The organism is Paenibacillus sp. FSL K6-1318, assembly GCF_037976905.1.
GTDB lineage: Bacteria > Bacillota > Bacilli > Paenibacillales > Paenibacillaceae > Paenibacillus > Paenibacillus amylolyticus_A.
This window is the reverse complement of sequence record NZ_CP150270.1, coordinates 1,751,056-1,765,145: the sequence shown is the minus strand read 5'-3', so window position 1 is coordinate 1,765,145 and position 14,090 is coordinate 1,751,056. Positions and strand designations below refer to the sequence as shown.

The window sequence follows — 14,090 nt, the reverse complement described above, 5'->3', positions numbered from 1 at the left end:
TTTCCTGCTATCCATTCTAGCATAAAAATAAAAAGCGATGACGTGCAGCCAATGTTCTCATACATGATAAAAAGAACTACTCAGTCATGAGTAGCTCCCTATGCATCTTTCATATTAACCTTATTCGACCTCCAGATACATCTCCTGATTTTGCAGAATCATTTCATTCATGTGTGTAATAGCTGCTTGTGCCACAGTCTGATAGGTAGAATATAATGCCTCTGTTCTTTGAAGCAAAATCGGGTCCTTCTCCAGATCCGTTGGCAGCACCTCACTCCACGCTTCATCCACTCTGTTTTTGTCCGTAATCAGACTTTCAATCTGGTCCAGTACATTCACCATTTCATCTAAACGAAAAAAATGCATCCCCTTTTTAATTCCATTCCAGCTCTTAATCTCGATGATGTTATATGCCGAAAACCAATAAAATTCTGCCAGACTTTTAGTGTGATTGTGATAGGAATAGAACAAAAATAAGGCTTGTTGCCCTTCGTGTAACTGTCGGTATATCTCTGTCTTGGCGGCAATATCTCTGCCCCGTACCGAAACAAGCATCGGTTCAATACACAGCCAGCTAAGTTGCTTTGAATGAATATCTTCTGTTCGCACTCTAGCCTTCAATAACATTCCCCTCTCTGTTCAACGCCTTTAAGGATTCTCTGGTGCTTCCACTGCCGGGTCATTCTCTCCGCCCATTCTGCGTCTGGATGTCTCCATCTTGCCTGTCGCTGGTACATGTTCAGACGCTTTAGCTAATCCGAATTTGGGCATGTTGGCGTATATGGTTTCGAAGGAACCCGAATTAGCCTTGTATGTTTCATGATAGATCCCTACGGTTCCATCGGAACCAATGGAGCGGTTGAATCTCTTCCAAGCTTCCAAGTGCAGTCCACCTCGTGCGTATTTCTCCAATTCATCGTAAGAGCGCCAGTATTGTAACAGAGTCACCCCACGCCAGCTTATAAAATACTCTGTACTCAGAAATCCGGTCTCCGGATTCATATACAATTCTTTAATCATCGGGCCCATAGACTTAAAGACAGGCAACCATTTATGTATAGCCCACAGACGATTGATCCTCATGCCGATGATAAAAACAACGAATTCGCCCTCAATCTGAGCTGAATATCTCCCCTTATGTATGTTCGCCATGTCACCCCTCCTTCTCGTCAAAAACATCCGATTTCATCGGATTTGTACGACCCTGCCTATCCGCTCATAGGCATTCAGGGGAAACTCAAAACTCCACCGTTTGTGATATTCCTCGGGTCCCATTTCCTTTAATTTGCTTAATTCTCTATAGAACAGCTTGGTCAACTTGACCAGGGTTAGCTCCTCGGACATAAGTAATCGCCCCTCTGTAACGGCTTCCGTGCTAAAGTTATCACTCATCTCATACACCATAAATTGAACGATTACCTGCGAACGTTTCTTGATCCAGAATCGATATTCTCCAGGTTCGGTCTGCATGGTCATGGTTACCTCCGTGGCTCCTTTGTGTAATGCAACGAATTGACGTGCGATCTCCTCAACCGCATCCGACAAAAAAGAAACCGGAATCTCAATCTGTTCTCCCTGATCAGGTTGAACCAGGATATCCAGCCATCCGTGCGGTTCAAGCGTCATAACGATGTCCATAGCCATCCTCCTTTATGTGATTCTATGATGCAGAATTAACTGGAGACCTTGCCTTTCATTTCAGATAGCTCTAATTTAAAATTAGGTGAGTTGTGGAGCAGTAGACGTGCTTTCAATTTGTGTTCAAGTTCCTTATGATCGTGTTTGTTTCTCTGCCATTAGAATCCTTACAATGCTGGTCGCATTGTTAAATTTCATTTTGTTATTCTTCTGTTGGTAGTCCCACCCTTGTTTTATAGCATATTGAATAAGGTTGGATATCAGTTTGGGTTCATAGACAAATATATCCCATGTATCTTCCCAAGCAACATCGAACTCTACAAATGTAGATTTAAGCGCATTCGAATAAACCCGAATGACGATATCGTAAGCTTGCTCATCCACAACGTACAGGAACAGTGTATCATTCACTACAATTTTGCGTACTTGTTTCCTGTATACCTTCAGGTAAATCCCTCCCTTGCTTACATATTGATGCGTAAATCTTGATACACATTCCATTCTGTATACAAATGCTTTAGCGCCAATCCTATTGTATGTATGAACTCTTCCGTAGCTTCCATAGATAAAATGTTTAAGTCTCCCAAGGGTTCGTTGTCAGGATTAGCTAAAAACTCAAGTTTCTCTCCCCTATACTGGTACACCTCAGATTCCAGCAATCCACCTAAATCAAATGCTCTTCCCACATTCAGCTCATTTAACCATTCATGGGCCCCGTTCCAATTCCGTAAAATCATAAACTCCAGCTTCGTGACATCCTGCGTATACACGCTTCTTCCATTGGGGTTGGCTTCATATGCAGGGTAAATATCGAATGTCCACACACGGTCCGTATAGATGTGGGCGATGTAACCGCACAGATATTGCATGAATTTGGGATCACTATAAGCCAACTTCTTGTTGGACTCAAAAAAGGCTTCAAGCTCTTCGTCTGTTGCGAATCTTCCTGCCTCTGCCATGAGGTGAGTTTTTGCTTTTTCGGTACGGGTGTTGGTTCTTACATGGATCGAATCAGGAGCGAGACTTCCCAATAACAATTCAGGAGAAGGCTTGGATATTAATTCGGATGCAATTGCAAAATGAACCATCGGCCAAGGCAATAAAAAAACTCCTTTCTATAATAAATTGATGTTCTATGAACTACAAAGCTAAGTGCTCACTCTCTTGTACATGTATCAATTCAATATCCTCACAATAGAATCCTAATATTCCGTCCTCGTAGTCCTCAACGAAATATTTCATCGGATGATATCCGTGGTCTTTCAGATCTTTAATATTAAACCCACTTATCTGTACTAGAACTCCATGAGGATCATAACGAAAACTTTCAATATTAGTGAATCTAATAAGTAATTCATATGTAACATTTGAGATTTTCATTAGAAATGTAATATCTGCTATCGAAATATTTTCATAATATTTGTCTTGTTTTATATACAGATTCAACCCGGCAACCCACTCCAAATTTTGAACAGAAAATGCTGGAATAAGAGGTTGAATTAATTCCAAGTTTTTCATTATGATCTAACCTCTATTCATTTTGAGTTATTCTATTAACGCTGTCACTTGCGTAGTAATTTAGACTCTCCTTGTTTCAAGTCTACAAATATAGGCTTCTGCACATTGTTAATTGTGGAAATATCAATCTCATCCAGACTTTTAAAAACAAGCTGTAATGACTCCTTTTGTTCATCTTCAAATAAAAGAGTTACTTGATCATCACAGAGTTTTCCTTCCAACTCCGCAATAACGTCAAATAAAAACATTACAAATACTACTTCATTTCCATCCGGATACGTATAGTGCATCCTCTCGCCCGTGTAGATGGAGGCCAATTCATAAGAACTCACCTCAAGCCCTGTTTCTTCTTTCACTTCTCTAATCATGGTTTCTTCGATTCGTTCACCTGGCTCCATACCACCACCAGGTAATCCCCAATCCCCATAATCTGATCTCTTTTGCAGCAGTACTCTCCCCATATGATCTCGAATAATAGCTCCACCCGTAACAACAATACGACTAGTCATTACTCTCGCTCCTCTCTGTCGGGTTGCTTCTCAACAGCTTACGATTTTAATCAGGAACCTTTTCTATCGATTTATATCCCAAAATGCACAATGCATTTCCCATTTATCTCAGCATACTTTGCCATGTTCGCAAGCGTGTATAGTTCGTTGATTAATTCTACCTTATTGTATACGAGTTTCTCGTAGTTTCCCTTCTGATCTCCTCCATCAATACTGTAATTCCCTGTAAGAACAATCGGATCAGTCGCATGGCTAAATAGATCAATCCAGACTTGAATCAGTTGTTGAAACTTCAACAATGCATTCTGTTCTTCAATAACGGTTATTCCATAGTTGTTCAGTCCACTACATCTCGTACAGGTGGACGGATTCCATGTATCCAACCATTGAAGGGAATCATAGATGTATGCAATAAATTCGTCTTCCAGGGTCGCATGTTTCTCTGGCGTTAACCCACTTTTATGTTTCCTGCCGTGAGAGTCCCAAGAGTAGGAAGCATGGATATACTCGTTCACTTCCGCTTTGTTTTCAATAACAAAATGATGCTTCGGCATGCTTATGCCCCCCTCACACGCTTCACTCCCATAGACTCCTCTTAATTCATCATAACCCATGTATTGGTAAATGCGAAGTTGTTTTGAATCGAAAACATCAAAAAGCCTCCACAGTCTTATTTGACAGTGGAGACTCTATTTGCTTATATACTTTCATCAGAAAAGTCACTAATGAAAATGGTCTTCATACATAAATATTAAGGTGTAGCAGTAATCTCCCCCGTACCAACCGTCTGAGTTGCTGGGGCAATATAATTTCCTGCATCAAGCCCTGTAAGAGTATACTTAGTTGTTATTACTTTACTGGTACCAACAGATGCATTATTGTATGTCGCGACAGCAATTACTTGTACGTCATCTCCAAAAATAACGTTAGTTAATGAACCTGGTGTTACATTTGCTGTAAGAGTTCCGTCATACACTTTGGAGATTGTTAATATAGGAGCATCGATCATTAATTGCTTTGCAGTTATTACACCTGTATTCACTTCAATACCGTCTGGCGGTAAATAATTCCCTACTTCTACAGGTGGTCCCAATAGAGTATACGATATTTTTATCTTCTTATTTGTTCCTACATTTTTAATATTATAATCTCCTGAAGCACTTACCGTTACGTCATCCCCAGGACAAATACCTTGTTCACCTACTCCACAAGATCCAACTCTAGAACCGGCTATTACAGTTGCTTCTGTTGTTCCATCATACACTTTGGAAGTGGTGATTATGTCTATAATCGTCCCTGTATCCGCACTAAATTGTACATAAGCAGTGTAGTTCGTATTATTAACCGGAGCAATATATTTGCCACTATCCATACCATCTAATGTGTAAACCACAGATACAAGCGCCGCTTTAGGCGGGGAAGTTGTATCATATACCGCCTCTGCACTCACAGTCACATCCTCACCTGAAACAACCCCAACTAATGAACCGGCAGATATGGCTAAGGATGAATCTCCATTTATCTCATCAAGAGTCAACATCGGTTCGCCGATCGTCAACTGTGCGGCTGTAATGGCTCCTGTATGAATCGTATAGTTTGCAGGTGCAATATACTTGGCTGCATCTGCTCCACCCAACGTATAAACTACAGTAATTGTTTTACCTGTACCTATTGTTCCATCATTATAACTAGCTACTGCACTTACGGTTACATGGTCTCCAGCAGCAACTCCGGTTAGTGAATCTGCTATTACTGTAGCCGAAGACGTTCCATCATACATCTTCTCGGTTGAGAGTACTGGATTCGAAACGGTTAACTGATTTGTACCAATAACGATCTCTGCCGAAGCCATCGATATATTGTTCGCGAGATCAACGGCATATACGACGTACGTACCTGACGCTAAACCTGCCGTATTAATTGTGGCATCTACGTTTGCTGTTACCGATTGCTTCTTGCCTAACAATCCTGCAACAGATTGATTTAAACTTGTAACTGTTTTCGGTGTTGTGGAAGGAACCAGATACAAATATCCACTTTCATTGCTTCTACCTACCACAGAATCTCCACCTGCAATATGACCACTCGTTACATTGGACAATGTAGGAGCGATTGTATCCGTTCCTCCAGTGGAAGGTCCAGTCACTGGTACATTTGTAGAAGTAGTTGGAGGAATTGTAGTTATAACTTTATCCAACAGTCGAATTGTAGTTTCAAAAGTCGTACCATCTTTAGCTACGGAACTTAACGTCACTTTTTCAATAGTTCCCGTGCCTAGAATCTTAGCTACTGCATCTAAGTAAAGATTTACAATAGTTGCGTCCGTCCCTAAGTTAAGTGTCGTCCCCGTTGCTGTTACTGCCGCGATAACGTCCTTAACACGGCCTTCAGGAATATCTACCTGAACCCCGCTGCCTTTAACGGTTAAGGAATCAAATGTTCCTTTTAAACCCACTTTCGAACCCACAGGTAATCGCTCAGATAACGTAATCTTGCCGAAACCATTCCCCGTAGTATCCGATTCTTGTAGCGTAGCAGGGGATTGAATGGTTACTTCTCCTACTGTCGTTGAACCTTCTACAATAATGAGAACGGGTCCCTTTTTCTTATCAACGATAAGGGTAGATGTTACGGTATTTTTTAAATAGATGGTACTAACGCCCCCACCTTCTACCCGAGTCACACCTTTGATCGTAACATTCGTAAGGTGTACATCTCCTTCTTGGATACCTTCACTAAATAATAGGTTCCCTTTGATGGTCATATTCTTCAATGTAACCCCAGCCGCGCTAATGAGCACATCCCCATCAATGGTCTTCGTTCCCGCCTCAGGGCCATATGTTCCAGCTAAGCTGTAATCCGTTGCTTTTGCATTGACTGAACGATCCAGCGCAACGACTGCTTCAGCACGAGTAATCGGTTTATTCGGGTTGAAGTTATTATCGTAGCCCTGCAAGATCCCTTTAGCTACAGTAGCATCCACCGAATTTTTAGCCCATGAGGCTATTGCACTCGAATCCGTAAAGTGCTCCCCAGTACTAGCTTCATTCGATAGATCTAGAAGATCATTGATAATAACTGCAACTTCTTGTCTACTAATGGGTTTATTGGCACCGATTGTACCGTCCCTATAACCCTTTATGTATCCAGCTTTCACAGCTTTGGAAACCTCAGCATATGCCCAGTTAGATGAAGTAACATCCTTGAAGGATACAGATGCTGTTTCAGTAAATCCATATGAACGATTAACCAATGAGAAAAACTCTGCTCTTGTTATGGTATTGTTCGGTTTAAAGCTGCCATCTTCATAACCATGAATAAAACCTTTGTCGATCCATTTCGTGATCTGGCTTTCTGCCCAGTTTCCCTCGATGTCTGATACCGAAGACGCGGCGGCACCAAATACTACATTAAACGATGAAAACAACATAACTGTAATCAATAGAGTGGTCACAAGCTTTTTAGCACAATTCATGATATTAGTCCTCTCACTCATAGTATGATTACTGGATCTTATTCGTCTCAACTTATCACAAAGATCAGCAATAGTATACATAAAATACTGACCATGAAATATGGATACAAAACCCAGTCTGTTAAGTGTTTATAGCTCTACTTTTAGTGCATACAGTATACATTTTATTCGGCTCTTCCCTAACATAATCTGCAACTGACATATAACAAAAAAGGACACGTCATTGTCGTATCCCTAGGTATCCTCATGTATTAAATTAGGTCGTATACTACTTCGTTGAATTTCTGGGTTTCCCGAGTTCTCTCATTTAGAAAATCCTTCGTTTATCTAGAAACGCTGTTCTCTCTTTACGGTACATTTCTATAAATTCATTGGTTACATGATCATGTCTCAGCATGCCCATATAGTCTGAACCTGGCTTCTTTGGTCTATAATCTGAATCCACCGTGTAGATATTGAAGTGCACCTCATCTTCATCCTCAGATACTTCCGTATGATCAAAAAGTGAAATCACTTCATCTTTACAGAGAAACCTAAATGGAGATTTCTGACGCTCTATAATATAAAAAGGATATGTGATTTTCTCTACCTGAACGAATTCCTGGTATTCCTTAAGCTCATCAGGTATTAGATCCATGTACTGTCTAGCTACCTCTTCTGCCTGAAATACACCTGAAACCCACTTCAAATTCCCCTTAGTTGCTACGATAATAAACAAGCTATTCACCTTCTAAGTTAAATATTATTTCTCTCTTCCACGCACAAAAGTCTGGGACAAAATCCGGTGGCTGCCAGCGATGTTGTCAATTTCAATGCTATATGCAGACTCAGTATATTCAATATGATGTTGCTCATAATATCTTTTCCAGAACGAAACTGCTGCTGCATTGTTAGCGAGCTGTTCTACTTTGAATGTACCCTGAAATTGAGCAAAAACCAAGTCAACCGCTTGTGCTGCCAGCCCCTGTCCGCGATATTTTTTCACCAAGAACAGCTCTTGCACCGTATAATCCACGTCTTCCGGCACATATGGAGGTGAGCACACCAGTACGAATCCAATAACCTTCCCTTCATACTGAATCAAAAACGGATGTAATTCATCGCGTTCCAAATATAGATAGGTGTTCGTTGGATCATATTTCCCCTCTTCAAGTAGATCCTCACCAGAAAATTCAGACAGATCATATAAGTACAAGTTGTACAGGTTGAGAAACAATTCCTTCTGTTCTGCCAAAATACTCGTGATTTGCACGTTCATTTTCATTACACATCTCCCTTAGTTAATGAGTTAGATAGCGATCCATACACGACCTTACCGATGTCCACAGTGCTTTTCCTGTGCCCTGCTTTCAATATATCGTTTCAACCCCAGCAGATATAGGCAAAGTTTGGTTTAAACCGTGAAGTAACCTTTGACTGTATTAGTGAAAATATACATTTGTACAAAAAAAAGACTCCCTAAAGAGTCCGATTATCGTTCTTATCTTTATTTTTCACCAAGTATCCATTAGCACTTAGCTAATAATTATTGAATTATATAAGTTCAACTAAACTTTTTACACAAAAACGGAGAGGACAGAAATAACCTGAAGAAGCGGGAAGTTCGCCTGAAAGCTTTCTGAAAGAAAGCTGCATCGGAAGCATACGCTATCACCGGATTTGCCCTTTAAAAAGGGAATCAAAAAAATCTGGGGATAACAGCGATCGGAAGGTTGTTCTGTCATTGGAGTGCTCAGTGTAAACCTCTTTAGTTGAACTTATATAGATAATCAACCACAGGATATGAGATCACATTGCGATCTCTGTACGTTGAAGCCACCGCTTCGGGATGGATGCTAAGAATTCCATTTTGCAACATCACCGGCCGGAAACCTCGCTCCATCGCTCCGTTGTAGGTGAATAGAACACATTCCTCTGCAGCAAACCCGGCGATAATCACCAATTCAATGCCATGACTCTTCAACACCTGCTCCAAGTCAGTTTGCCAGAAGGCATTGGAGGCTTCCTTGGTAACGGTGAGATCCTTCTCATTCACATCCACCTCGGGAATGATGCGATACTCATCTGACGCTGCCTCCTCCATGCCCTCCACATCCTGCACGTGAACGACCGTATGATCATTCGAGCGCAGCACATTAGCCACATGATTAATGTACTCGCAGGCATGGTCTATCGAAGTCTGGTCCATCTTTTTCCGCACAATACTCTCTTGCATATCAACAATCAGCAAACCTGCTTTCATCCTATCTCTCCTCAATAATAAATTGTACGTCTCATGGCTTAGTAACTTCCTTTGTTTAAACTGAGAACTTAATCCTTAAATAATTCATTCAGCATCCTGTCGCGGTTCTCCAGAAAACTGAGGGTAATCTGGTAGTGATCCGTATCCTCATAGGCTACCTCTTGAATATGGCTATCGTCAAAACTTAAAATCTCCGCCCCCGGATATCCCAGCAAAATCGGTGAGTGCGTCGCAATAATGAATTGCGAAGTGCCTGACAGATCGTGGAGAATACGCAACAAGGACAGTTGCCTCGCTGGAGATAAAGCGGCTTCGGGCTCGTCGAGCAGATAGATGCCTTTGGAACTGAAGCGGTTGACGAACAGGTTGAGAAAAGACTCCCCATGGGATTGTTCATGCAATGAACGCCCGCCATAATATTGAAGCGACTCTGGCATCTCATCCACATGTGATGCAAATTGATAGAAAGATTCAGAGCGCATGAAGAAGCCATTCGTTATTTTGGGCAGCCATGCCAGTCTTAAGTAATTCCCCAGCGAGGATTCCGAAGCATGTGTCTCATAAGCATTATTCCTGCCGCCCCCTGCGGTATTGAATCCACATTGATGAGCGATGCCTTCCAGCAGCGTAGATTTCCCAGAACCATTTTCACCTACAAAAAAAGTAATGTTATTCGTAAACTCCAAGCGTTCCAAGGATTGTATCGTGGGGATGTCAAAAGGATATTGGTCTCGATTCTCGATCTTGGCCGACATGAGTTCCACACTTCGAAGATACATAATCAACCTCCCACCTTTATTTTATATAAGTTCAACTAAAGAATATTTACACACCAACTTCGCACTTATCTTCCTATTCACATTCAGTTCACTCTGATTGGTCAAGCCACGGACGAATGATATCCTTGCGGGTTATGATCTCCATTGTCTTCATGAAAAACCAGGTAAACCCGGCATAAAAACCGATATGAGGATAACGAAAAGCTGCGGGTTTATTGCCTTCATAATAGAAGTGCCCAATCCAGGATAAAGCGTAATGAATGATAGCGAGTAGCAGCGTGAGTTTGATATCAATAAACAAAAAAATCCATGCCACAAAGGCCGACAAAAACGCGAAATAATGCAAAATGCGGTTGTTCCGATCCTGATGCTCCTGAAGGTAATAACGCAAGTCCTTGCGCACACGATTCAACATCGGTTCACGTCCATTTCACCTTGATCTGTGATCACTGCTTTTCGTTCACTCTTCTCCATCGTACCCTATAACGGGGTTCACATGAAACCGTTTCAACCAAAAAAAGAGCAAGCCATAGGCTCACTCTCTCTTCAGGTTAATATACAAATCTGCGCTGCGCCCAATAGCTGAACAGGAAGATGGACACCTCGGTCAATAGCTTGGCTGCGAGCAGCGGGATAATCAGTTTTTCATTATAAAAATACAGTAAACCATAGTTTAATAGCAGTACGAGTATGACAAGTGAGAAGTATTTGGGCAAAGACTGCCGAATTTTCGAGGTTCGTCCTGTGGAGAACACATATTTCCGATTAATCGTATAGTTGAAGATGGAGCTGCACAGTCTTGCTGCGACTACCGACAGAAACAGATTATGCGTGAAATACTGGATGATGAATAGTAATCCAAAATCAATTAGAGCGGATAGTACCGAAGATGTGCTGAACATCAAGATTGGCATATAGATCCGGAATGAATCAACCAGCGGGCGGAAATGAGAGGACTCATTGTGATCCAGATACACTGTATCAATAAACTCCTCCGTAATCTCATACCCTTCCTTGTGTGCTGTTAACAACATGTTCATCTCGTATTCAAACCGATCCCCGGGAATCTGGTTCAACCAGTCCAGCATGGCGTAGGGAAAACCACGTAGACCGGTCTGCGTGTCATATACTTTGGTACCTGTCGTGAGTGAAAAGACCGCCCGTGTGACTGTGTTGCCAAAACGGCTGCGTGCTGGAATTTTACCGCTGAAGCGACGGCTGCCGAGTACAATTCCTGGTGTCGTCTGTGCGAGCAGCACTTCGAAGATACGCTTAATATCATGTGGGAGATGCTGTCCGTCACTATCTGCGCATACCACACCGCCCTGAGGTCCGTACTCCTTAATATACTGAAATCCTGTCTTCAACGCCCTGCCCTTACCCAGATTGACGGGATGTGTCAGGACCGTACAGCCATAGGCTTCTGCCGTTTCAAAAATTCCACGGTAACCGGGGCCGCTACCATCATCCACAATCACAATGGGTCCAAGTTTAAATGTTTGCAGTTGCAGAACGAGATTCAGTAAACGCACATCGGGTTCATATGATGGAATTAATATCGTCATGATCCTTGTCCCTCCGTCAGATATAGAATGTCACTTACGCCACGTTCCTGGTTACGTCCCAGCGGATTATTGACGACTCTGCCCATAAAATACATCGTGGATGAACCGCCGCCGTCCAGATTGTAGGCTTCAGTTGCTCCGAGGCCTTTCATGACATCGGCCAGTTCTGCCAGAGTCATGCCACGGCTGTCGTCCTGCCGTCCGTCCACCACTACGAAGACGTAATGATTCGGAGCAATCATGCCGATCGCTGTTCTTGGATTCGCATCCTGGATGGAGCGGTTGCCGAAGTTGTTATCGATTTTCACACTGCTAAAATCACTGACGATCTCGCCATCCTGAATCAGAATCGGTCCAAAGGATAGCGTATTGGTTGCACCTTCGGCCAGCAGTTCCGAGGAAGAAATCTCGTTCTCGTTATATGTTTTCATCGTACCGTCGTTGAACAGGGCGAGTGCATCCCGGGTTGGGCTGTCACGATACAATGTTCCATTGCGGATAATGACACCATCGTCGCGGAATCCATAGTAGTCACCATTAATGGCAAAAATCGCATTATTGGCAGCAGCAATCTCTGACGTATTTTCGGTAATATTCGTTCCAAAACTATTGTCTGCCAGCGCAGTTCGCAGGCTGCTTGCATCCGTTAGCTGAACATCAGCGACATAATACGTAATCTGATCCGAGCCTGAACCAGTCTGTACCTTTTCAATACTGACTTTCATATCATCACTCGAATAATTCCAATCATCTGATGTTGCATTCACTTCCGTCGCGGTGGTTGAAGTGCTGGTAGAATCATTGGCGTTTCTAGGTGCTGCCGTTGCCGTGTTGTCATCCGCTACAACCACCTGTACATGCCGGATCAGGTAACGGTCAGCCAGACTATACAGGATTCCACCTACTGCGAGCACGATGACAAGTGTGATGATGAGCCATCTGCGCTTTCTTGGGGAAATGGGCCTTTTATGTGGGTCTTTCCGGGTTGGTTTCTCATAGATCTTCATCATGTGAAGCTCACCTCTTCATCTAAGTTCTTAAAGCCATATTAGGCCGAGTAGCTTAAATGAATCTGAAACCATATCAATTGAACTAAAGAACATTCACACTGACACAACGATGACAGAACAACCCTCCAATCGCTGTTATTGTGTAAACGAATAGTTCAATCAAAAAAGGTGATCCGTTTTCCTATTAAGGAAATCAGATCACCTTGATTTTTTAATCTATAGAACCCTAAATGTCACTGTTATCGTGTACATATTTCGTTCAACATTCATATCACATATCTTCAACTGGTCTTCCTGTTCTGTTATGCGTTTGCAAAAAGAGCATCGTACGCGGGGCAAGGCCGCTTTTCCAAAAATTCCGTTAACGCCGGTGGCTGTTGGGCATAGATATCCTTCAACGACATTCCGTTGTAGATGTTGCCAATCACAACAGGATGGCATAACTCACAGATGAGAATATCCCCATTACCGTGCAAGTGCAGCTGTTTCGTGCCATCCACGCAATTCGAGAAATACACACCGGGTTGTTCACGCAAATTCAACTGTTCAGCGAACCGGTCCATACAGGTAAAATAGAGCGTTGTATCTGGCTTTTTATGTTCAATCAGCTCCGTTACAGATCGAATGAGGGATTCTCTGGATACAATCTGACTCCAATCGGTATGCGGCATCTTAATGCTATTCTGGATCTCATGGATGCGCACACCCAGATCATACACCTTATCGCTAATGGCCTGCATGTTCGCTTGGTTACCTTCAAACAGTAACGTTTCCAATACCGTCTCCAGACCAGCTTCCGTACACAAACGGATATTCTGCTCCAGTCTCTCATACATGCGAGGATGCACACGGTAGTACGCAGCATAGGCCTCCGCATCCGTATAATTGAAAGAGATATGAATGTTGGACAAGCCTGCATCACGCAATGCAAGAATCCGTTCTTCTGTCAGCAGACTGGCATTACTGTTCAATTGCGTATCAATGCCATGTGCTGCACAGTACGTCACAATCTCCAGGCAATCCTGATATTTCAGAGTAACTTCTCCCCCTGACAATCGCACTCGCTTGAGATGAGGCAACTCACTAATAATACGGATGACTTCCTGACTATTGATGCACGCTCCATCATCCCGATTGTAGGCGCAGCAATAGTCGCATTTATAATTGCAGTTCGATGTCACTCCCACCTCAAGCCCTTCCAGCTCGTATAAGCCGGGGGTCTCCAGTTCGAGTGATTTATATCTGTTTTTGGCTATCAATTCGTTGTACCTCCCTGGTTCCTTCATTGATTCCACGTTTGGATAACTTGAAGATTATAGCGGAAGGCACCCGGTTCAAGATATGACATTATGTA

At 42.5% G+C, this 14,090-nt stretch carries 17 protein-coding genes; all 17 read right to left on the bottom strand.

Annotated features, from left to right (window positions below; all coding sequences use genetic code 11):
* Positions 1 to 120: 120 nt before the first annotated feature.
* A complete protein-coding gene (locus NYE45_RS07835; protein WP_340016280.1) occupies positions 121 to 609 on the bottom strand; it encodes a hypothetical protein in 489 nt (162 codons plus the stop codon).
* Positions 610 to 648: 39 nt separating this feature from the next.
* A complete protein-coding gene (locus NYE45_RS07830; RefSeq protein WP_340016279.1) occupies positions 649 to 1,152 on the bottom strand; it encodes a DUF4188 domain-containing protein in 504 nt (167 codons plus the stop codon).
* A gap of 33 nt (positions 1,153 to 1,185) precedes the next feature.
* A complete protein-coding gene (locus tag NYE45_RS07825) occupies positions 1,186 to 1,638 on the bottom strand; it encodes a hypothetical protein (RefSeq protein ID WP_340016278.1) in 453 nt (150 codons plus the stop codon).
* 132 nt (positions 1,639 to 1,770) lie between these two features.
* Positions 1,771 to 2,049: a hypothetical protein gene (locus NYE45_RS07820; RefSeq protein WP_340016277.1), complete on the bottom strand. Its 279-nt coding sequence runs from the start codon at positions 2,047 to 2,049 to the stop codon at positions 1,771 to 1,773.
* Between the two features lie 53 nt (positions 2,050 to 2,102).
* Complete coding sequence (locus NYE45_RS07815; protein WP_340016276.1) at positions 2,103 to 2,738, bottom strand: hypothetical protein; 636 nt, start codon at positions 2,736 to 2,738, stop codon at positions 2,103 to 2,105.
* A gap of 40 nt (positions 2,739 to 2,778) precedes the next feature.
* Entirely contained in the window at positions 2,779 to 3,156 is a 378-nt protein-coding gene (locus tag NYE45_RS07810; protein ID WP_340016275.1) for a hypothetical protein, read from the bottom strand.
* Between the two features lie 44 nt (positions 3,157 to 3,200).
* Complete coding sequence (locus NYE45_RS07805) at positions 3,201 to 3,665, bottom strand: NUDIX domain-containing protein (RefSeq protein ID WP_339183250.1); 465 nt, start codon at positions 3,663 to 3,665, stop codon at positions 3,201 to 3,203.
* A gap of 71 nt (positions 3,666 to 3,736) precedes the next feature.
* Positions 3,737 to 4,219, bottom strand: coding sequence for a hypothetical protein (locus NYE45_RS07800; RefSeq protein ID WP_340016274.1), 483 nt, complete (start codon positions 4,217 to 4,219; stop codon positions 3,737 to 3,739).
* Positions 4,220 to 4,416: 197 nt separating this feature from the next.
* Positions 4,417 to 7,140, bottom strand: a complete 2,724-nt coding sequence (locus NYE45_RS07795) for an S-layer homology domain-containing protein (protein WP_340016273.1) — start codon at positions 7,138 to 7,140, stop codon at positions 4,417 to 4,419.
* Positions 7,141 to 7,447: 307 nt separating this feature from the next.
* Positions 7,448 to 7,858, bottom strand: a complete 411-nt coding sequence (locus NYE45_RS07790) for a hypothetical protein (protein ID WP_340016272.1) — start codon at positions 7,856 to 7,858, stop codon at positions 7,448 to 7,450.
* Between the two features lie 24 nt (positions 7,859 to 7,882).
* Positions 7,883 to 8,404, bottom strand: a complete 522-nt coding sequence (locus NYE45_RS07785) for a GNAT family N-acetyltransferase (RefSeq protein ID WP_340016271.1) — start codon at positions 8,402 to 8,404, stop codon at positions 7,883 to 7,885.
* Positions 8,405 to 8,887: 483 nt separating this feature from the next.
* Complete coding sequence (locus NYE45_RS07780) at positions 8,888 to 9,382, bottom strand: isochorismatase family cysteine hydrolase (RefSeq protein ID WP_340016270.1); 495 nt, start codon at positions 9,380 to 9,382, stop codon at positions 8,888 to 8,890.
* A 68-nt stretch (positions 9,383 to 9,450) separates the two neighbouring features.
* Positions 9,451 to 10,161, bottom strand: coding sequence for an AAA family ATPase (locus NYE45_RS07775; protein WP_340016269.1), 711 nt, complete (start codon positions 10,159 to 10,161; stop codon positions 9,451 to 9,453).
* 88 nt (positions 10,162 to 10,249) lie between these two features.
* Positions 10,250 to 10,576, bottom strand: a complete 327-nt coding sequence (locus NYE45_RS07770) for a DUF962 domain-containing protein (protein ID WP_145146610.1) — start codon at positions 10,574 to 10,576, stop codon at positions 10,250 to 10,252.
* Positions 10,577 to 10,712: 136 nt separating this feature from the next.
* A complete protein-coding gene (locus tag NYE45_RS07765; RefSeq protein WP_340016268.1) occupies positions 10,713 to 11,726 on the bottom strand; it encodes a bifunctional glycosyltransferase family 2/GtrA family protein in 1,014 nt (337 codons plus the stop codon).
* The gene (locus NYE45_RS07760) at positions 11,723 to 12,736 is read right to left on the bottom strand and encodes a phosphodiester glycosidase family protein (protein WP_340016267.1); all 1,014 of its coding nucleotides are present in this window, start codon (positions 12,734 to 12,736) and stop codon (positions 11,723 to 11,725) included. The genes NYE45_RS07765 and NYE45_RS07760 overlap by 4 nt, the downstream gene beginning before the upstream one ends.
* A 302-nt stretch (positions 12,737 to 13,038) precedes the next feature.
* A complete protein-coding gene (locus tag NYE45_RS07755; protein ID WP_340016266.1) occupies positions 13,039 to 13,995 on the bottom strand; it encodes a radical SAM protein in 957 nt (318 codons plus the stop codon).
* Positions 13,996 to 14,090: the final 95 nt, after the last annotated feature.

Excerpts from the sequence above, each read along its gene's own strand:
- NYE45_RS07780 (WP_340016270.1), bottom strand. The coding sequence starts at position 9,382 with ATGAAAGCAGGTTTGCTGATTGTTGATATGCAAGAGAGTATTGTGCGG.
- NYE45_RS07805 (WP_339183250.1), bottom strand. The coding sequence starts at position 3,665 with ATGACTAGTCGTATTGTTGTTACGGGTGGAGCTATTATTCGAGATCAT.
- NYE45_RS07825 (WP_340016278.1), bottom strand. The coding sequence starts at position 1,638 with ATGGACATCGTTATGACGCTTGAACCGCACGGATGGCTGGATATCCTG.
- NYE45_RS07800 (WP_340016274.1), bottom strand. The coding sequence starts at position 4,219 with ATGCCGAAGCATCATTTTGTTATTGAAAACAAAGCGGAAGTGAACGAG.
- NYE45_RS07770 (WP_145146610.1), bottom strand. The coding sequence starts at position 10,576 with ATGTTGAATCGTGTGCGCAAGGACTTGCGTTATTACCTTCAGGAGCAT.
- NYE45_RS07775 (WP_340016269.1), bottom strand. The coding sequence starts at position 10,161 with ATGTATCTTCGAAGTGTGGAACTCATGTCGGCCAAGATCGAGAATCGA.
- NYE45_RS07795 (WP_340016273.1), bottom strand. The coding sequence starts at position 7,140 with ATGAATTGTGCTAAAAAGCTTGTGACCACTCTATTGATTACAGTTATG.
- NYE45_RS07760 (WP_340016267.1), bottom strand. The coding sequence starts at position 12,736 with ATGATGAAGATCTATGAGAAACCAACCCGGAAAGACCCACATAAAAGG.
- NYE45_RS07830 (WP_340016279.1), bottom strand. The coding sequence starts at position 1,152 with ATGGCGAACATACATAAGGGGAGATATTCAGCTCAGATTGAGGGCGAA.
- NYE45_RS07810 (WP_340016275.1), bottom strand. The coding sequence starts at position 3,156 with ATGAAAAACTTGGAATTAATTCAACCTCTTATTCCAGCATTTTCTGTT.
- NYE45_RS07785 (WP_340016271.1), bottom strand. The coding sequence starts at position 8,404 with ATGAAAATGAACGTGCAAATCACGAGTATTTTGGCAGAACAGAAGGAA.
- NYE45_RS07765 (WP_340016268.1), bottom strand. The coding sequence starts at position 11,726 with ATGACGATATTAATTCCATCATATGAACCCGATGTGCGTTTACTGAAT.